This window comes from Corynebacterium sp. LK2537 (assembly GCF_040946485.1).
Lineage (GTDB): Bacteria > Actinomycetota > Actinomycetes > Mycobacteriales > Mycobacteriaceae > Corynebacterium.
Genome location: NZ_JAYWLQ010000001.1, coordinates 425,055 through 443,758, shown reverse-complemented (window position 1 = coordinate 443,758; position 18,704 = coordinate 425,055). Strand labels below are relative to the sequence as shown.

The following is an 18,704-nucleotide window of genomic DNA, read 5'->3' as shown; positions in this document are numbered from 1 at the left end:
TCGGGTCAGAGGGAGACCACATATGTCATTTATTGATCGCACGAAGGAGTTCTTCGGCCTCCAGCCGATGGACATGGAGCACGACGACGCCTACTACGAGGATGACGCTCGCTACGCCACCGCGGGTTCCGCGGCCTACCAGCCGCGCCCGAGCTACGAGCGCGCTCCGGCCGAGCCGGAGTTCGCGCCGACCATCGTGCCGATTTCCCTGACCACCTACAACGACGCCCCGAAGATCGGTGAGCCCTTCCGCGATGGCGACGCCGTCGTCTTCGAGCTGACCGACGCCGAGAAGTCCGCTGCCAAGCGCTTCATCGACTTCGCCGCCGGCCTTTGCTTCGCACTGCGCGGCCGCATGGTCGACCTGACCAAGGGCTTGGACACCGACCGCCGCGTCTTCGCCATCGTGCCGGAGCGCGCCAACATCTCCACCCTGGAGCTGGAGCGCGCAGCCCAGCTGCGCTAAGAACGCCACGACGTTAAATCCCCGGGCCCTGCCCGCCGGTTAAACCCGGCGAGGGCACCCGGGGATTTTTGCGCATTGCGGGGTAATTCCCCGAAGGTGGGGGTAGTTCGGATAGGGTCGGAAGGGTGAGTCAATTAGGAATTATTCTGTACGCCGTGCTCCGGATCTTTTCCCTGGCGCTAATCGTGCGCATCATCATCGAGATGATCCAGTCCTTTTCCCGGCAGTTCAACCCGCCGCGCTGGTTCATGATGTGCGCGGAGCCGCTGTTCGCGGTCACGGATCCGCCCGTAAAAGCCCTGCGCAAGGTCATCCCGCCGCTGCGGTTGGGCGGGGTAGCGCTGGACATGTCCATCATCGTCTTGTTCATCATCCTGGCCGTCCTGATGAATATCGTCATCGCCACGATGGTCTAGCTGCCACGGTCTAGCCGGCCTCCGGCGGGTTGGGCCAATCCGTAAACGGGCGGGGTCCGGCGGGGTAGAAGTAAACGAAAGTGCAAAATCGTCAACCTCGGCTTAATATTGAGACTTGAGTAATCGTCCGTTACTGTGTCTTTTTGGTTACAATGAAACGAAGAATCGTATTATTGTCCGATTAGAAAACCTTGGGTCGGGCGACGAGTGTAGGCTCGTAGCTTGATTCATATCTTCTATTGACTCCGGAAACCTCCGGGGTTGCACCGACTTGAAGGGGAAGAGAAGTCAATGCCGCTGTCACCAGCTGATGTACACAACGTCGCGTTCAGCAAGCCGCCGATTGGCAAGCGTGGCTACAACGAGGACGAGGTCGACCAGTTCCTCGACCTGGTTGAAGACGCCCTTGCCCAGCTGCAGGACGAGAACGACGAGCTGCAGTCGCAGGTCAACAGCCTGCAGTCCGGCTCCGGCGCCGCCACCGCTTCCGCGGCGTCCGCTACCTCTTCGGTCGATGAGGCCGCCCTCCGCAAGGAGATTGAGGCAGACCTGCGCTCCCAGCTCGACAAGGAATACGAAAAGAAGCTGGCCGACGCCAAGGCTGAGGCTGCGCAGAACGCTAAGAAGGAGCAGGCTTCCGCTGCCGCTGGCAAGTCCAGCGCCGACTCCAAGGAGCTGAAGGCCGCCCAGGACGAGGCCACCAAGGCCAAGCAGGACCTGGACAAGGCTCGCCGCGACCTCGAGGCTGCCAAGAAGGAAAACCAGGAGCTGCAGAAGAAGGTCGCGGACGTCTCCGCTTCCTCCGCCAAGGAGGCCCCGGCCGTTGCCGCCACCGCGGATGCCAACGGCCTGGCCACCCCGGAGACCCACATGCAGGCCGCCCGCGTGCTGGGCCTGGCCCAGGAGATGGCCGACCGCCTGACCAACGAGGCCAAGGCCGAGTCCGAGTCCATGCTGACCGACGCCCGCACCGCCGCCGAGAAGCAGCTGTCCGACGCCGACACCAAGTCCCGCACCCAGCTGGACGAGGCCCAGAAGAAGGCCGACGCCCAGGTTGCCGAGGCTCAGCAGCGCGCCAAGCAGACCGAGTCCGAGGCTAACTCCCGCGCCGAGGCCCAGATCCGCCAGGCCGAGGAGAAGGCAGCGGCCCTGCAGGCTGACGCTGAGAAGAAGCACACCGAAATCATGAACACGGTCAAGCAGCAGCAGACCGCCCTGGAGACCCGCATCTCCGAGCTGCGCACCTTCGAGCGCGAGTACCGCACCCGCCTGAAGACCCTGCTGGAGTCCCAGCTGGAAGAACTCGAGACCCGCGGCTCTGCCGCCCCGAACGGCGAGTCCAACTCCTAAGGCTGCGCCGGGGAAGAACATCTTTCCCGTACCGCCTCACGCCCCCGCACGCCCACGGTCATAACCGTGCGCGGCGGGGGCTTTGGTGTAGGTTTAATGCATAAGCCATCGTGAGAACCGCATCTGCGAGAAAGGGCGTCATCTTCCATGCTGATTGCTGCCTTGGTCTTAGCGTTTATCGCTTTCATCGCCTTCGTTAACTACCTGTTGTCCGCGGCCACCTGGTCGCTCGTGGTGGTTTTCGTCGCGGCGGCCGCCGGCATCATCCTGGTTTTAATTGACGCCTTCGCCAAGCACCGCGGGGACCGGACGTCGCCGCACTCGCAGCCAGAGGACGCGGAACACCGGTCCTAGCTGTTTTCCCGTTTCCGCCGGGCGAGTCGAAAGGAAACCCGCGGGGACTGGCTCAGCCGGCGCTCGGGCGGCTATACTAAGGGCTTATATACGATGATCCGGCCATCACCGGGGAGTATTCCGGAAGAACGGCGCTGCTTTTGCGTTATCTGAGCAGCGCTTATTAGAACCGGGCGGGTGGGACCGTCAACTCCTTCACGACCAACGAAGCGGGAGCGCTAATTTTAGGGCTCCAAGCGGGGTGGTACCGCGTCTATTACAGGCGTCCCCGCGGTTTGATTGAATTACCGCGCGTGAAGGATGGAGTAAACCGTGAACCACCACAGCCCCAATGTTGGCGGCGTGTACCCCAAGGTCGATATGACCGGCGGTTCCAGCCGCTTCCCGGACATGGAAGAGGTCGTCCAGGACTACTGGAAGAAGGACGAGACCTTTAAGGCCTCGTTGGAGCAGACTGAGGATAAGCCGGAGTACATCTTCTACGACGGCCCGCCTTTTGCTAACGGCCTGCCGCACTATGGCCACCTGCTGACCGGCTACGTCAAGGACATCGTCCCGCGCTACCGGACCATGGCGGGTAACTACGTCCCGCGCGTGTTCGGCTGGGACTGCCACGGCCTGCCGGCGGAGCTGGAAGCCGAAAAGCAGCTGGGCATCACCGACAAGGGCCAGATCGAGGAAATGGGCCTCGAGCGCTTCAACGAGTACTGCGCGTCCTCCGTGCTGCGCTACGCAGGGGAGTGGAAGGACTACGTCACCCGCCAGGCCCGCTGGGTGGATTTCGACCACGGCTACAAGACCATGGACTTGGACTTCATGGAATCGGTCATGTGGGCGTTCAAGGAACTCTACGACAAGGGCCTTATCTACCAGGGCTTCCGCGTGCTGCCGTACTCCTGGGCCGAGCACACCCCGCTGTCGAACCAGGAGACCCGCCTGGACGACTCTTACAAGATGCGCCAGGACCCGACGCTGACCGTGACCTTCCCGGTCACCGGTGCGCTGGCCGGCTCGGCCGCGGAGGAGACGCTGCAGGCCAACCCGGAGCTGGCCGATGCCTCCTTCCTGGCCTGGACCACCACCCCGTGGACCCTGCCGTCGAACTCGGCCCTGGCCGTGCACCCCGAGGTCACTTATGCCCTGGTGCGCGTCGGCGGCGAAGGCGAATTTGCCGGCCGGCTGTTCGTGCTCGCCGACGGGCTGCGCGCGGCGTATGCCAAGGAGCTGGGCGAGGACGCCGAGGTCGTCAAGACCTTTACCGGCGCTGAGCTGACCGGCTTCAACTACCAGCCGATCTTCGACTACTTTGCCGATATGCGCAACGGCTTCCAGGTGCTGTCCGCCGACTACGTGACCACCGAGGACGGCACCGGCGTTGTCCACCAGGCCCCGGCCTTCGGTGAGGACGATATGAACACCTGTGCCGCCCACGACATCGAGCTGGTCATCCCGGTCGACGACGACGGCAAGTTCACCTCCCAGGCGCCGGACTACGAGGGCCAGCTGGTCTTCGACGCGAACAAGGAAATCATCCGCGACCTGAAGGCCGCCGGCCGGGTGGTGCGCCACCAGACCATCGAGCACTCCTACCCGCACTCCTGGCGTTCCGGCGAGCCGCTCATCTACAAGGCGATGCCGTCCTGGTTCGTCAAGGTCACCGAGTTCCGCGATCGCATGGTCGAGCTCAACCACAACGAGATCGAGTGGATGCCGGGCCACATCCGCGACGGCCAGTTCGGCAAGTGGCTGGAAGGCGCCCGCGACTGGAACATCTCCCGCTCGCGCTACTGGGGTGCGCCGATCCCGGTGTGGGTCTCCGACTCCGAGGAATACCCGCGCATGGACGTCTACGGCTCGCTGGACGAGCTGGAGCGCGACTTCGGCGTGCGCCCGACCTCGCTGCACCGCCCGTACATCGATGAGCTGACCCGCCCGAACCCGGACGACCCGACGGGCAAGTCCACCATGCGCCGCGTGCCGGACGTGCTGGACTGCTGGTTCGAGTCCGGCTCCATGCCCTTCGCGCAGAAGCACTACCCGTTCGAGAACAAGGAGTGGTTCGAGACCCACTCGCCGTCGGACTTCATCGTCGAGTACTCTGGCCAGACCCGCGGCTGGTTCTACGTCATGCACGTGCTGTCCACCGCGCTGTTCGACCGCCCGGCGTACAAGAAGGTCGTCGCCCACGGCATCGTCCTGGGCAACGACGGGCTGAAGATGTCCAAGTCCAAGGGCAACTACCCGGACGTTAACGAGGTCTTCGACCGCGATGGCTCGGATGCCATGCGCTGGTTCCTCATGTCCAGCCCCATCCTGCGCGGCGGTAACCTCATCGTGACCGAGCAGGGCATCCGCGACGGCGTGCGCCAGGCGTTGCTGCCCATCTGGAACGCCTACTCCTTCCTGCAGCTCTACGCGGGCCAGGAGGCGCATTTCGACACCTCCTCGACCAACGTGTTGGACCGCTACATCCTGGCCAAGACCCACGACCTAGTCAAGAACGTCGACTCCGCCCTGGCGAATACCGATATCGCCACCGCCACCGAGGAGGCACGCCTGTTCGCGGACGTGCTGACCAACTGGTACGTGCGCCGTTCCCGCGACCGTTTCTGGTCCGGCGACGCGGAGCACCCGGAGGCCTTCAACACCCTCTACACGGTGCTGGAGACCGTGGCCCGCGTCTTCGCCCCGCTGCTGCCGCACATCAGCGAGGTCATCTACCGCGGCCTGACCGGCGAGCGCTCCGTCCACCTGACCAGCTTCCCGGATCCGGCGGACTACCCGGCTGACGATGCCCTGGTCGCCGCCATGGACGCCACCCGCGCGGTGGCCTCGGCGGCGTCCTCGGTGCGCAAGTCCAACAAGCTGCGCAACCGCCTGCCGCTGCCGAAGCTGACCGTGGCCATGGCGGGCGCGGACAAGCTGGCTGACTTCGCGGACATCATCCGCGACGAGGTCAACGTCAAGGAGGTCGAGCTGACCGAGGACGTGGACTCCGCCGGCCGCTTCGAGGTGGTCTGCAACGCGAAGGTCGCCGGCCCGCGCCTAGGCAAGGACGTCCAGCGCGCGATCAAGAACCTGAAGGCGGGTAACTACGAGCGTCAGGGCGAGGAAGTCGTCGTCGACGGCGACATCACCCTGCACGCCGACGAGTACACCGAGCGCCTGCAGGCGGCGGATCCGGACTCGACGGCCCGCATCGACGGCGTCGACGGCCTGGTGGTGCTGGACACCAACGTCACCGAGGAGCTGGAGGCCGAGGGCTGGGCCGCGGATGTTATCCGCGGCCTGCAGGACGCCCGCAAGGCCTCCGGGTTCGAGGTCAGCGACCGCATCTCCGCGGTGCTCTACGTGCCGGCGGAGAAGGAAGAATGGGCCCGGCGCCACGCCGAGCACATCGCGGCCGAGGTGCTGGCCACGGACTTTGCGGTCAGCACAAACGCCCCCGCCGATAGCGAGGGCGTGCACCAAGTGGTGGCGGGAGTTACCGCCACCGTCGCGAAGAATTAATTCGCGCCCGGCAGGTGCTTGCGCCAGGCCAGGGACACGTTGCCCAGGCAGAACAGCGCAAGCACCGCGCCGACGGAAAACAGGCTAGTAAAGCCGATATACGGCGCTAGCGCCGAGAACGCCATCGGGATAAAGAACCCGAGGTAGGCGATGCAGTAGTAGACGGCGGTCAGGCCGGCCAGCTCCCGCTCGCCGGCGATCCGCTGCACCTCGGACAGGCCGGCCACCAGGGCCAGGCCGTAGCCGGCGCCCATCGTGGCCGCGGCGAGGATGCCCAGCGGCAGTGACAGGGTGTGCGCGGCGGCCGCGCCCAGCAGCGTGCCGCAGGTGATGACCGCCATGGCAATCGCCGAGGCGCGCGCCGAGCGGTTGGTGTCAATGACCTGGCCGAGCATCTGCACGCCCACGCCGCAGCCCAGGGTGATGACCGTCATCAGGCCGGAGAAGGCGATGGGGACGTCGCCAGCCGAACGGGACAGCAGCTGGGGCAGGAGGGCGTAGGCCGCGCCCGCGCAGCCGAAGACCCACGGGGCGACCGGAACCACCACGCGCAAAAAGCGGCGGTGGGCGGCGGCCGGGATGCGCAGCATGGCCAGCATGTCGCCGATGGTCAGCTCCAGCACCGTGCGCTTAATCGACCCGCGCATGGGCTGGCGGGTCTCCGGGGCGTGGCCCAGCCACCAGCCGGTGGCCAGGGTGAGCACGATGTGGATGACATAGGCCAGGTGGGTGGGCCACGGTCCCCACTGCGCGAGCACCGAGGCGAGCCCGGCGCCGACGAGGAATCCGACGGTCAGGCACAGCGAGGCCTTGCGGGCGCCGCCGCGGGGCTCGAGCTCGGTGATCCAGGTAGAACCGACCGCCATGACTAGGCCCAGCGCCATGCCGCAGAGCACGCGGCCGCCGGCGATAATCAGCGGCTCGTTCGGGGCCACCGACAGCAGGAAGGCACCGAACAGGGACAAGGGGGCGGCCGGCAGCAGCGTGGGCTTGCGGCCGATGAGATCGGACAGCGGACCGCCGATGAGCAGGGCGGGGATGATGCCCACCACGTAGGCGGCGAGCAGGCCGTTGACGGTGACCTGGCTGAAGCTGGAGACCTCGCGGTACATCACCAGCAGCGGGGTGAATTCGTTGCCGCCCCAGGCGACGGCGACCATGGTGCCGGCCACCGGCCACCAGGCGTGGGCGGGATAGGACTTAACAAAGGGGATGCGTTCGGTAACGGTAGTGGTCATAACTGATTTCGGGAATTCGTGAGGTGTTCGGATAAGGCGTGGCGGTAGGCGTCGAAGTCGCCCGCGATGAGGGCGCGGGTCAGCTGGCGGTGGCCGTCGACGAAGCGGCGGGCGCGCGCCGGGCTGCGCCCCACCGCGGTGGCGGTGAAGCGCTGCTGCTGCTCGCGCAGGCTGTGGCCGAGCTGGGAGAGGAAGCGGTTGCCGCCGTTGTCCATGATGGTCTGGTGGAACTTGGCGTCCAGGCGGGTGTATTCGGCCAGATCCTCAGCCGCTAGGGCCTCGTCCTGCTCGGCGATGATGGCCTCTAGCACGCCGCCGATGACGTGTCGCTCGCTGTCCGACAGGCCGCAGATGTGCTCGGCGGAGAAGCGATCGATCAGCTCGCGGGCCTCGTAGACCTCGCGGATATCCCGGGCGGTCAGCGGCTCCACTAGGGCGCCGCGCTTGGGGTAGAGCTGCAAGAAGCCCTCGACTTCGAGGCGAAGAAAGGCCTCGCGGACGGGGGTCCGGCTGCAGCCGAGCTCCTGGGCAACTTCGCCCTCGCTCAGCATGGTTGACCCGGGCACGGTGCCGTCGATAATTCGTTCCTTGAGGTAGGCGTAGGCGCGTTCCGCCGCGGGCGGGGAGGGGTGCTCGGTCTTTGTATGCAACATGGATACATCATGGATCCAAGTTGGGGTGCGGGGCAAGTGCTCGGTTAAGATCGGGGGTATGCAGCGCTGGGTTCTCCACATCGACATGGACGCGTTTTTCGCCTCCGTCGAGCAGCTGACCCGGCCCACCCTGCGCGGCCGCCCCGTCCTCGTCGGCGGCCTGGGAGGCCGCGGCGTGGTCGCCGGGGCCAGCTACGAGGCCCGCGCCTTCGGGGCCCACTCGGCGATGCCCATGTACCGGGCCCAGCAACTGGTCAGCGCCCGCGCCGTCGTGGTCCGCCCCCGGCGCGTGGTCTATCAGGCCGCCTCCCGGCGCGTCTTCGAACTGATTTCCTCCCGCGTCGGGCTCATCGAGCAGCTGTCCATCGACGAGGGCTTCATGGAACCGGCCCAGCTGCAGGGCGCGAGCGCCGAGACCGTCTTCGACTGGTCCGAGGAACTGCGCGCGGCCATCCGCGAGGAGACCGGCCTGCCGTGCTCCATCGGGGCGGGCACGGGCAAGCAGTTCGCCAAGATCGGCTCGGGCGAGGCCAAGCCGGACGGCACCTTCGTCATCCCCGCGGACAAGCAGCTGGACTTCCTGCACCCGCTGGACGTGGCCAAGCTCTGGGGAGTGGGGCCCGTAACCGCGCAGAAGCTGCACTCGATTGGGATTAAGACCATCGGCGACTTGGCGGGGCTGAGCAAGCGCGAGGTGGAAATCTCGGTCGGCTCCATTGTCGGCGGCCAGCTGTGGGAGATGGCCCGCGGCATCGACCCGCGCGAGGTCGCCCCGCGCGCCATTTCCAAGTCGATTTCCGCCGAGCACACCTACCCGAAGGATCTGGTCACGGAGGCGGAGGTGGACGCGGCCATCGACCGCGCCGCCGAGGGCGCGCATGTCCGCCTGCTCAAGGACGGGCGGGGAGCGCGCACGGTGACGGTCAAGCTGCGGATGGCGGACTTCCACATCGAGTCGCGCTCGGCGACCTTGCCGTACGCCACCGACGACTTCGAGACCCTGCGCGCCGCGGCGTTCAAGCTGGCGCGCTACCCTGCGGAGCTCGGCCCCATCCGCCTGGTCGGCGTGGGGTATTCCGGGCTGGAGACCGCCCGCCAGGACGTGCTCTTTCCGGAGCTGGACCGCGAGATCGTGCGGCCCGTCCCGCCGGATAGCGACTTCGAGACCGGCGTGGCCGACCACACGGTCGACACCGGCCCCGTGGCCGTCGATGTCGCCGATACCCCCGACAGCCAGTGGGTGGCCACCCAGGACGTCTACCACCCCGAGTACGGGCACGGCTGGATCCAGGGCGCCGGCCACGGGGTGGTCAGCGTACGCTTCGAAACGCGCGCGACCGGGCCCGGGCGCACCAAGTCGCTGGCCGCCGACGACCCGGACCTGGTACCGGCCGACCCGCTGGACTCGCTGGCCTGGGACGAGTGGTTCGCCTCCCGCGAGGACGGCCTCGGCGGGCTAGGCGAGGACTAGAAGTTAAAGACCTCCGCCGGGTCCACGCCCCCGGCCAAGCAGGCCGCCAACAGGATGCGCGCCTGCCCCGGGCGCAGCGGCCCCGCGCCCAAGGCGCCGGCCGCGCCTAACGATGCGCCCCCGCCGTCGCCGCCGTAGGCCAGGCGCACCGCGCCGTAGGGCGAGCGCGTCGAAATGACCACGCTGACTCCGCCGCGCGCCGCCTCGCTCAAGGCCTGGCCTATCGCCGGGGACATGTTGCCCGAGCCCATGGCCGCGACGACGATGCCGCGGGCGCCGGCGGCACAGGCGGCATCGACCAGCTCGCGCCCGGCGCCCGGGTACGCCGCGAGGGTGGTCACCGGGGCGTCGGCCAGGGCGCCGGCCGGCAAGGGGAAGCGCGCCGGGAGCGCGTCCGGGACCGCCAGCGACTCAAAGGCCTCCAGCTCGCTGGTATGCCGCTTGCGCACGCCTGCCGCCGGCAGGACCTTCCCGCCGAAGCACACCCACGCCCCGCCCGTGCCCTCGGCGGCGTGGCGGTCTACGGTGTCCAGGGCCAGCTGCAGGTTGCCCGGCCCGTCGGGATCCGGGTGGTCGGCGGCGCGCTGGGCGCCGGTGAGCACCACGGGCCGGGCGGGGGAGAGCTGGCAGGCCAGGGCCATGGCCGTTTCTTCCAGCGAATCGGTGCCGTGGGTTACCACCACGCCGGCGGTGGCGGGATCGGCCAGCAGTCCGCGGACCTCGTCCAGCAGCCCGTCCAGGCCGGCCGGGGTGATGGCCGAGGAATCCAGCTGCAGGTAGTCCACGGCTCGGACCGGGTGCGGGCTGTCCAGGCCCCGCACCAGGTCGGCGGCTTGGCGGGTGGGCACCAGCGCGCCGGAATCATCCTGCGTACACGCGATGGTCCCGCCGGTGGCCAGGACGACGATGGAAGGGGACGCGGAAGTGGAATTCATGCGCTCCAGCATAACCTTGAGCGGCCGCTGCGAGCGGGCGGAGTTTGTGAATTGGCTGATAGCTCCGGCGCGCGTGTTTCGCCGGTGGCGAGATAGCCGGTAGCATAAATAAAGTTGACAGGCGCGCTCGAGATGACCGCGCGCTGGACCCTATGCAAGGAGATCTATTTCGTGATTAACGCTCAACTTGGTCGTCGGATTTCCGCCGCGGCACTCGCCACGGCCGCCGGGCTGGCGCTGGCCGCCTGCTCTTCCGACGAGGAAGAGAACAACGCCCCCGACTCCGCCGCGACCACCCAGGCGGAATCCACTGAGGGGTCCGAGGGCGGGGACAGCGCGACCCCGGAGCAGCCGACCGCCGCGGACCTGAACGCCGTGTTGGCCACCGCCACGGATCCGGCCGCCTCCGAGGAGGATAAGGTCGCCACCGTCCAGGGCGGCGAGACCGCCCCCGAGCTCTTCGAGACCATGGCCGCCTCCAAGGCGGAAACCGGCGCCACCTTCGAGGTCGTCGACCCGGTCCTGCCGGGCTACGCCCCGCAGTCCGTGCTGGCCACCGTGAACTTCAGCGTTCCGGAAGAGCCCGGCCAGACTGCCGACAACGTCGAGTTCGTCTACGAAGACGGCAAGTGGAAGCTGTCCCAGTCCTGGGCCTGCACCCTGATCACCAACACCGTCGCCCCGGAGCAGGTTCCGGCCATGTGCACCGACGGCACCGTCGAAAACAACGACGGCGCAGTCAGCGAGCAGTAAGCCCGCCCGCTACCGCGCAACGACGCAGCCGAAGACCCCCGCCATAGCGGCCGGGAGGGTCTTTCGCTGCCTGCGGGCAGGGCGTTTTAGGAAAAGTCCAGCGCGGTAGCCGAGGTCTGGATGACGCGCACGTCGGATTCCGGCGTGCCGTAGGTGATCTTGGTGTGCATGCTGACGTTGCCGGCAACCGGCAGGGGCTTGCCCAGGTCCACGGTCAGCGAGCCCTCGCTGTTGGTGCTCGAGTCCAGCACCTTCAGCTCCTGCCCCTCCAGGTCGGTGCCCTCCGCCTGGCCCTCCAGCGACAGCGCGCCCAGCGACGGGCGCTGGTGGATCTCCACGCCCAGCTCCGCGCGGCCATCCGCCAGCGATTCCAGCGTGAAGGTCGTCTCCTGCAGCAAGACGGCCTCGCCCGGAACGCGCGATTCCACGGTCCAGGTCGCGCCGGGGCCGATCTCCTCGTCCGGGAACACCACGGGCAGGGCCGTCAGCTTGGTGATGGCCTGCTCCGTAATCGCCCGCGCGTTATCCGTGGATTCCTGCGGGGCGGCCAGGCGCAGCGAGGTCATCTGGCCGTTGTCCTCGGCCCGCCAGCCAAACTGGAACCCCTCGGCCGAGGAGATGTCGGCGTCGCCGTCGAAGCCGGGCTCGCCCACGGTGAAGAAAGCGTTGCGGGTAGCCGGCGCCTGGCCCTCGGTGGCCTCGGAGGCCTCCTCCACGGAGCCGGTCAGCGGCAGGTGCGTGGTGGCGGTGTCGATGTCCTCGGCGCGGAAGTCGGCCGCGGCATCGGCCTGCAGCACGTCCTGCTGGAAGCCTTCCGTGATATCCAGGTTGAGCTCCTGCTCGGAGTCGATATCGGCGAAGGTCAGCAGCTGCTTGTCGCCCTGGCCGGTGGATTCGACGGTGACCCGTGGGGCATCGACAGCCATGCCCACGGGCTGCTCCACAGCCGGGCCGGGGGCTTGGTAATTGCAGCCGGCCAGCAGCAGGGAGGTAACTAGGACAGCGGGGATAGCTTTAACACGAAACACGTATTCCAAATTACCGGATCGATACGTTTACAATGGACCGGGTGAGCCCAACTAAAAGGAGAAATCTCGGATTAATGGCCACCATTGTGGTGGCGGTGGCAGTCCTCGACCAGGTGACCAAGGCGATCATGCTGGCGTGGCTCGACGAAGGCGAAGCCGTCGCCGTCATCGGGGACTGGTTCCGGTTCTTCCTCGTCTTCAACCCCGGGGCCGCCTTCTCCATGGGAGGGGAGGGGTCGACCTGGCTGTTCACCACCATCCAGCTGGCCTTCGTGGTGGGCGTGGCCATCGCCGCGCCGCGGATTAAAGACCCCGGCCAGGCCGTCGGGCTGGCGATGATCGCCGGCGGGGCCCTGGGCAATTTCATCGACCGCATCGCCCGCGAGCCGGGCTTCTGGTTCGGTCACGTCGTGGATTTTATCTCCGTGGGATCCTTCGCCGTGTTCAACATCGCCGACGCGGCCATCACCGTCGGGGTGGTCGTCTTCATCGTCGCCATGTTCTTAGAGGAAAGGAGCCAAGCCCGTGCACAGGGAGAGTAGAGCACTGCCCGTCCCCGAAGGACTCGCCGGTATGCGGGTCGATGCCGCCCTATCCAAGCTGCTCGGCTTCTCCCGGGCCACCGCGGCCCAGCTGTGCGCGGACGGCGACGTCACCGTCGACGGCAAGCCGCAGAGCAAGTCCGACCGCCTGCTGGAGGGTGGCTGGCTGGACGTGACCATGCCGGAGCCGCCCAAGCCGCTCATGCCGACCGAGGAGCTGGTCGAAGGCATGGACATTCTGTATTCCGACGACGACGTCATCGCCGTGCACAAGCCCGTCGGTGTGGCCGCCCACCCCACCGTCGGCTGGGAGGGCCCCACCGTCGTCGGGGGCCTGGCTGCCGCCGGGTTCCGCATTTCTACCTCGGGCCCGCCGGAGCGCAAGGGCATCGTCCAGCGCCTGGACGTGGGCACCTCCGGCGTGATGGTGGTCGCCGCCAGCGAGCGCGGCTACTCGGTGTTAAAACGCGCCTTCAAGGAGCGCACGGTGGAAAAGACCTACCACGCGCTGGTCCAGGGCCTGCCCGATCCCATCGAGGGCACCATCGATGCCCCCATCGGCCGCCACCCGTCCGCCGGCTGGAAATTCGCCGTCACCGAGGACGGCAAGCCGGCCGTGACCCACTACCAGCTCATGGAGGCCTTCCGGGAGGCCAGCCTGCTGGAGGTCCACCTGGAGACCGGCCGCACGCACCAGATCCGCGTGCACATGTCCGCCACCGGGCATCCGTGCTGCGGGGATCCGATGTACGGCTCCGATCCCAACCTCGCGCAACGCCTGGGGCTTATCCGCCAGTGGCTGCACGCGGTCAAGCTGGGCTTTTATCACCCGGTCAGCGGCCGCTGGATGGAAATCACCGCGCCCTACCCGGACGATCTGGCCCACGCCCTCGACGTGGTGCGCGGATGAATGGCCGCGGCTGGGCAGTCGTCGGCGTCGCCGCGGTCGGGGTGGTCTGGGCGGCCGGCGCCTTCGGCGCGCAGCCTACCGCGCCGCTGCAGGGCGACCAGCTCGGCCCCCAGGCGGGCGAGGACCCCGGCGCCTACATCACCCGCGCCGACGGCCTCCTGGCAGAAGCCGACGATGCCACCCCGACCTACGCGCTCGTGACCTTCCAGTCCGCGCTATCTGTCCAGGACGCCGCCGATGTCGTGGAGCCGGCCGGGCGCGTCAACGCGATGCTGGTGGGCGCGTCCGAGCCCATCGCCCTGCCCGAACCGGTCGCCGGGGCGGACCGGGCGGACGTCTTCGACGCCGCGCTGGACCAGACGCAGGCCGGGCTGGACGGGGTCGGGCGCGTCGAGGTGCCCCGCGAGCTCAGCGCCGTGGTGGTCTGGGACACGGGCGAGGTCCTGCGGGCCGTCGCCGCGGCGCCGGAGGTGGCCGCCGTGGAGCCCGCGCCCGACGATGCCGCCTGGGGCAGCTTCGCTATTCGCCCGCCGGGCGCCCTGTAACCCGGCTCGCCCTGCGCGGCCGGTGGCGCAGCAGGTCGATGAGGTAGACCGCCACGGCCACCCAGATGATGATGAATCCGACCCAGCGCTCCGGGGGCATGTGCTCCTGGGTGACGAACAGCGCCCAGAGCATCTGCATGGTCGGGGTGATGTACTGGAGCATGCCGATGGTCGCCAGCGGCAGGTGCTTGGCGCCCTGGGCGAAGCACAAAAGCGGCAGCGCGGTGACCAAGCCGGCGCTGATAAGAAGCAGCGGGTGCAGCGGGCCCTGGTTGAAGAAAGTGCCCTGGCCGCCGGCCTCGAGGTAGATGAGGTAGCCCAGCGCCAGCGGGACCATGACCAGGGTCTCCGCCGCCACGGAGCCGGTCGAGGAGACCGAAATCTTCTTCTTGAGCAGCCCGTAGATGCCGAAGCTGAACGCCAGCGCCAGCGAGATATACGGGGTCTGGCCCGTCATGAAGGTCAGCCAGAGCACCGCCACCGCGGCGATGATGACCGCCGCCAGCTGGCCGCGGCGCAGCTGTTCCTTCAAGAAGATGATGCCTAAGCAGACCGCCACCAGCGGGTTGATGAAATAACCCAGGGCGGCGTCGGCGACGTGGTTGGTGTTAATCGCCACGACGTACACGCCCCAGTTGATGGTGATCGCCACGCCGCAGGCGGCCATCCAGCCCCAGGTGCGCAGGCTGAAGGCTTTGAGCTCCCGCCAGCCGCCGGTGGCCAGCAGGTAGGCGCCGACGAGCACGGCGGTCCACACCACGCGGTGGGCGAGGATCTCCAGCGGGTCGGCGGGCAGCAGGAGCGGGAAGAAGGCGGGGAAAAATCCCCACATCAGGTAGGCGGCGAGTGTATACAGCATTGGCTTAAAAGGTACTCCTCCCGCGCCGGACGGGCCGTCTTGACGCACCGGCTAGAATAGCCGGCATGGTCAAAAACTCCTCCTTCGTCCACCTGCATAACCACACCGAGTTTTCCATGCTGGACGGCATGGCCAAGGTGGATCTGCTGGCAGAGGAGGTCGGCCGGCAGCAAATGCCGGCGGTGGGCATGACCGACCACGGCAACATGTTCGGCTCCGACGCCTTCTACCGCCGCATGACCGGCGCAGGCATCAAGCCGATCATCGGCATCGAGGCCTACATGGCGCCGGGCTCCCGCTTCAACAAGAAGCGCCAGCTGTGGGGCAACCCGGACCAGAAGCGCGACGACGTTTCCGCCTCCGGCGCCTACCTCCACCAGACCATGCTGGCGGAAAACGCCACCGGCCTGCAGAACCTGTTCAAGCTGTCCTCGCTGGCCTCCTACGAGGGCCAGCTGGGCAAGTGGCCGCGCATGGACGCCGAGCTTATCGCCGAGCACGCTGACGGCATCATCGCCACCACCGGCTGCCCCTCGGGCGACGTGCAGACGCGCCTGCGCCTGGGCCAGTTCGACGAGGCCCTGGAAGCCGCCGCGATGTGGCAGGACATCTACGGCAAGGACAATTACTTCCTGGAGCTGATGGATCACGGGCTCGACATCGAAAAGCGCACCCGCGACGCCCTGCTAGAAATCGGCCGCCGCCTGGACCTGCCGCCGCTGGTGACCAACGACTGCCACTACGTGCTGGAGTCCCAGGCCCCCAACCACGAGGCCATGCTGTGCGTGCAGACCGGCAAGACGCTCAACGACCCGGATCGCTTCAAGTTCGGCGGCTCGGGCTACTACATCAAGTCCGCGCAGCAGATGCGCGAGATCTGGGACGAGATGGTCCCGGACGGCTGCGACAACACCCTGTGGATCGCCGAGCGCGTCGGCGACTACAGCAAGGTCTGGGAGGAACACACCCACGACCGCATGCCGATCGCGGACGTGCCGGAGGGCTACAGCCCGACCTCCTGGCTGACCCACGAGGTCATGGAGGGGCTCAAGGCGCGCTTCCCCGACTCCGAGGTGCCCGACGAGTACATCAAGCGCGCCGAGTACGAGATCTCGGTCATCGACATGAAGGGCTACCCGTCCTACTTCCTCATCGTGGCCGAGCTCATCAAGCACGCCCGGTCGGTGGGCATCCGCGTCGGGCCGGGCCGTGGTTCCGCCGCCGGCGCCCTGGTCGCCTACGCGCTGACCATTACCAATATCGACCCCATCGAGCACGACCTGCTCTTCGAGCGCTTCCTCAACCCGGAGCGCCCGTCCGCGCCCGATATCGATATCGACTTCGACGACCGCCGCCGCGGCGAGATGATCACCTACGCCGCCGAGCGCTGGGGCGAGGACAAGATCGCCCAGGTGATCACCTTCGGCACGGTCAAGACCAAGCAGGCCATCAAGGACTCCGCGAAGGTGCACTTCGGGCAGGAAGGCTTCCAGATGGCCGACCGCATCAACGCGGCCCTGCCGCCGGCCATCATGGCCAAGGACATCCCGCTGGCCGGCATCACCGACCCGGAGCACGAGCGCTACTCCGAGGCCGCCGAGGTGCGCAACATGGTCGAATCCGACCCGACCGTCCGCCAGATCTACGACACCGCCCGCGGCCTGGAAGGCGTGGTCCGCCAGGCCGGCGTCCACGCCTGCGCGGTGATTATGGCCTCGGTGCGGCTGATGGACCACATCCCGATGTGGAAGCGGCCGGCCGACGGCGCCATCATCACCGGTTGGGACTACCCGGCCTGCGAGGCCATCGGCCTGCTGAAGATGGACTTCCTGGGCCTGCGTAACCTCACCGTCGTCGGCGACGCCCTGGAAAACATCCGCAAAAACCGCGGCGAGGAGATCCACCTGGAGGACCTGCACGCCGACGACCCGGCCGTCAGCCGCGTCTACGACCTGCTCTCCCGCGGCGAGACCCTGGGCGTGTTCCAGCTGGACTCCGGCGGCATGCAGGAGCTGCTCAAGCGCATGAAGCCGACGGGCTTCAAGGACATCGTGGCATCGCTGGCGCTCTACCGCCCGGGCCCGATGGGCGTGAACGCCCACTGGGACTACGCCGACCGCAAGAACGGGCGCAAGGAAATCACCCCGATCCACCCCGAGCTGGCCGAACCGCTGAAGGAAATCCTGGACGAGACCTACGGCCTCATCGTCTACCAGGAGCAGATCATGCGTATCTCCCAGAAGGTAGCCAACTACACGGCCGGCGAGGCCGACGGCTTCCGTAAGGCCATGGGTAAGAAGAAGCCCGAGGTGCTCGCCCAGCAGTACGAGAAGTTCTCAGGCGGCATGTTCGACAACGGCTACTCCAAGGACGCCGTCGATGCCCTCTGGGGCACCATCGAGCCGTTTGCGTCGTACGCGTTCAACAAGTCCCACGCCGCCGGCTACGGGCTGGTCTCCTTCTGGACCGCCTACCTGAAGGCCTACTACGCGCCGGAGTACATGGCCGCGCTGCTGACCTCGGTGGGCGACAAGAAGGACAAGTCCGCCATCTACCTGTCCGACTGCCGCCACCTGGGCATCAAGGTGCTGCCGCCGGACGTCAACGAGTCCGACGTCGACTTTCAGGCCGTCGGCGAGGACATCCGCTTCGGCATGGGCGCCATCCGCAACGTCGGCGCGGACGTGGTGGAGTCTTTGATTTCTACCCGCCGCGAGAAGGGCGCGTTTACCAGCTTCTCCGACTACCTCGACAAGATCGAGCTGGCTGCGTGCTCCAAGCGCGTGACCGAGTCGCTCATCAAGGCCGGCGCCTTCGACTCCCTGGGCCATCCCCGCAAGGGGCTGATGCTCATCCAGGAGGACGCGGTGGACTCGGTGCAGACCACCAAGAAGGCCGCGGACAAGGGCCAGTTCGACCTGTTCGCGGGCTTCGGCGGCGACGACTCCGAGACCGCCAACGCTTTTGCCATCGAGGTCCCGGACGAGCACTGGGAGCGCAAGCACGAGCTGGCGCTGGAGCGCGAGATGCTGGGCCTGTACGTCTCCGGCCACCCGCTGGACGGCTTCGAGGAGGCCCTCGACGCGCAGACCGACACCCCGCTGCCCAAGATCCTGGCCGGCGAGGTCCGCGACAAGCAGGAGCTGCTCATCGGCGGCATCATCTCGGGCGTGGACCGGCGATTTTCCAAGAAGGACGGCTCGCCCTGGGCCATCGTCACGGTGGAGGACCACCACGGCGCGCAGGTGGAAATCCTGGTCTTTAACAAGGTCTACTCCCTGGTCGCGCCGCAGATCGTCGAGGACAACATCATCCTGGCCAAGGTCCAGGTCAAGATCCGCGACGAGCGCATGTCCCTGTTCTGCAACGACATCCGCGTGCCCGATCTCGGCCCCGGCAACGGCGCCGGCCTGCCGCTGCGGCTGACGATGCGTACCGACCAGTGCACCATGGACAACATCGCCAAGCTCAAGCAGGTGCTGTCCAACAACCGCGGCGAGTCCGACGTCTACCTGACGCTGACGTGCGGCGACGAGTCCACCATGATGATTTTGGGCGAGGATCTGCGCGTGGAGCGCTCCGGCAACCTGATGGGGGATTTGAAGGCGACGATGGGCGCGGGCATCCTCGGCTAGCCAGCGCGGGTGAATATAAACGTCGGGGCGGAGGCCCTC

General features: G+C 67.2%; 16 protein-coding genes. 11 read left to right on the top strand and 5 right to left on the bottom strand.

Annotated features, from left to right (window positions below; genetic code table 11):
• The first annotated feature begins 22 nt into the window (after window positions 1–22).
• From VVS03_RS02115 to ileS, 5 genes are all read left to right on the top strand, one after another.
• Window positions 23–466 carry a cell division protein SepF gene (locus tag VVS03_RS02115; RefSeq protein WP_368519038.1) on the top strand — a complete coding sequence of 148 codons (444 nt, stop codon included), beginning with the start codon at window positions 23–25 and terminating at the stop codon, window positions 464–466.
• A 125-nt stretch (window positions 467–591) separates the two neighbouring features.
• Complete coding sequence (locus tag VVS03_RS02110) at window positions 592–882, top strand: YggT family protein (RefSeq protein ID WP_368519039.1); 291 nt, start codon at window positions 592–594, stop codon at window positions 880–882.
• Window positions 883–1,173: 291 nt separating this feature from the next.
• Window positions 1,174–2,232 carry a DivIVA domain-containing protein gene (locus VVS03_RS02105; protein WP_368521472.1) on the top strand — a complete coding sequence of 353 codons (1,059 nt, stop codon included), beginning with the start codon at window positions 1,174–1,176 and terminating at the stop codon, window positions 2,230–2,232.
• 147 nt (window positions 2,233–2,379) lie between these two features.
• Window positions 2,380–2,586 (top strand): hypothetical protein, encoded by a 207-nt coding sequence (locus VVS03_RS02100; protein WP_368519041.1) that lies wholly within the window; start codon window positions 2,380–2,382, stop codon window positions 2,584–2,586.
• A 360-nt stretch (window positions 2,587–2,946) separates the two neighbouring features.
• Window positions 2,947–6,096 (top strand): isoleucine--tRNA ligase, encoded by a 3,150-nt coding sequence (ileS, locus tag VVS03_RS02095; protein WP_368519408.1) that lies wholly within the window; start codon window positions 2,947–2,949, stop codon window positions 6,094–6,096.
• On the opposite strand, the gene VVS03_RS02090 is transcribed toward ileS, so the two are convergent.
• Both VVS03_RS02090 and VVS03_RS02085 read right to left on the bottom strand, forming a co-directional pair.
• Entirely contained in the window at window positions 6,093–7,334 is a 1,242-nt protein-coding gene (locus tag VVS03_RS02090) for an MFS transporter (RefSeq protein WP_368521473.1), read from the bottom strand. The two genes, ileS and VVS03_RS02090, sit on opposite strands and share 4 nt — an antisense overlap.
• The gene (locus VVS03_RS02085) at window positions 7,331–7,987 is read right to left on the bottom strand and encodes a GntR family transcriptional regulator (protein ID WP_368519043.1); all 657 of its coding nucleotides are present in this window, start codon (window positions 7,985–7,987) and stop codon (window positions 7,331–7,333) included. The genes VVS03_RS02090 and VVS03_RS02085 overlap by 4 nt, the downstream gene beginning before the upstream one ends.
• A 58-nt stretch (window positions 7,988–8,045) precedes the next feature.
• On the opposite strand from VVS03_RS02085, the gene VVS03_RS02080 reads away from it, so the two are divergent.
• A complete protein-coding gene (locus VVS03_RS02080; RefSeq protein WP_368519044.1) occupies window positions 8,046–9,458 on the top strand; it encodes a DNA polymerase IV in 1,413 nt (470 codons plus the stop codon).
• Here VVS03_RS02080 and VVS03_RS02075 read toward each other — a convergent pair.
• A complete protein-coding gene (locus tag VVS03_RS02075; RefSeq protein ID WP_368521474.1) occupies window positions 9,455–10,393 on the bottom strand; it encodes an asparaginase in 939 nt (312 codons plus the stop codon). The two genes, VVS03_RS02080 and VVS03_RS02075, sit on opposite strands and share 4 nt — an antisense overlap.
• 171 nt (window positions 10,394–10,564) lie before the next feature.
• Between VVS03_RS02075 and VVS03_RS02070 the strand changes: the two genes are divergently transcribed.
• Entirely contained in the window at window positions 10,565–11,146 is a 582-nt protein-coding gene (locus VVS03_RS02070) for a hypothetical protein (RefSeq protein WP_368519046.1), read from the top strand.
• An 86-nt stretch (window positions 11,147–11,232) separates the two neighbouring features.
• Here VVS03_RS02070 and VVS03_RS02065 read toward each other — a convergent pair whose 3' ends face one another.
• On the bottom strand, window positions 11,233–12,174 hold the full coding sequence (locus tag VVS03_RS02065; protein ID WP_368519047.1) for a hypothetical protein: 942 nt from the start codon (window positions 12,172–12,174) through the stop codon (window positions 11,233–11,235).
• 32 nt (window positions 12,175–12,206) lie between these two features.
• On the opposite strand from VVS03_RS02065, the gene lspA reads away from it, so the two are divergent.
• The 3 genes from lspA to VVS03_RS02050 are packed head-to-tail and all read left to right on the top strand — an operon-like array spanning window position 12,207 to window position 14,171.
• On the top strand, window positions 12,207–12,716 hold the full coding sequence (gene lspA, locus VVS03_RS02060) for a signal peptidase II (protein WP_409338165.1): 510 nt from the start codon (window positions 12,207–12,209) through the stop codon (window positions 12,714–12,716).
• Between the two features lie 31 nt (window positions 12,717–12,747).
• Complete coding sequence (locus VVS03_RS02055) at window positions 12,748–13,626, top strand: RluA family pseudouridine synthase (RefSeq protein ID WP_368521475.1); 879 nt, start codon at window positions 12,748–12,750, stop codon at window positions 13,624–13,626.
• Window positions 13,623–14,171, top strand: a complete 549-nt coding sequence (locus tag VVS03_RS02050) for a hypothetical protein (RefSeq protein ID WP_368519050.1) — start codon at window positions 13,623–13,625, stop codon at window positions 14,169–14,171. The genes VVS03_RS02055 and VVS03_RS02050 overlap by 4 nt, the downstream gene beginning before the upstream one ends.
• Here the strand turns inward: VVS03_RS02050 and rarD are convergent.
• Window positions 14,146–15,030: an EamA family transporter RarD gene (rarD, locus tag VVS03_RS02045; RefSeq protein ID WP_368519051.1), complete on the bottom strand. Its 885-nt coding sequence runs from the start codon at window positions 15,028–15,030 to the stop codon at window positions 14,146–14,148. The two genes, VVS03_RS02050 and rarD, sit on opposite strands and share 26 nt — an antisense overlap.
• Before the next feature lie 65 nt (window positions 15,031–15,095).
• Here rarD and dnaE point away from each other — a divergent pair, with 65 nt between their 5' ends.
• Window positions 15,096–18,665, top strand: a complete 3,570-nt coding sequence (gene dnaE / locus VVS03_RS02040; RefSeq protein ID WP_368519052.1) for a DNA polymerase III subunit alpha — start codon at window positions 15,096–15,098, stop codon at window positions 18,663–18,665.
• Window positions 18,666–18,704: the final 39 nt, after the last annotated feature.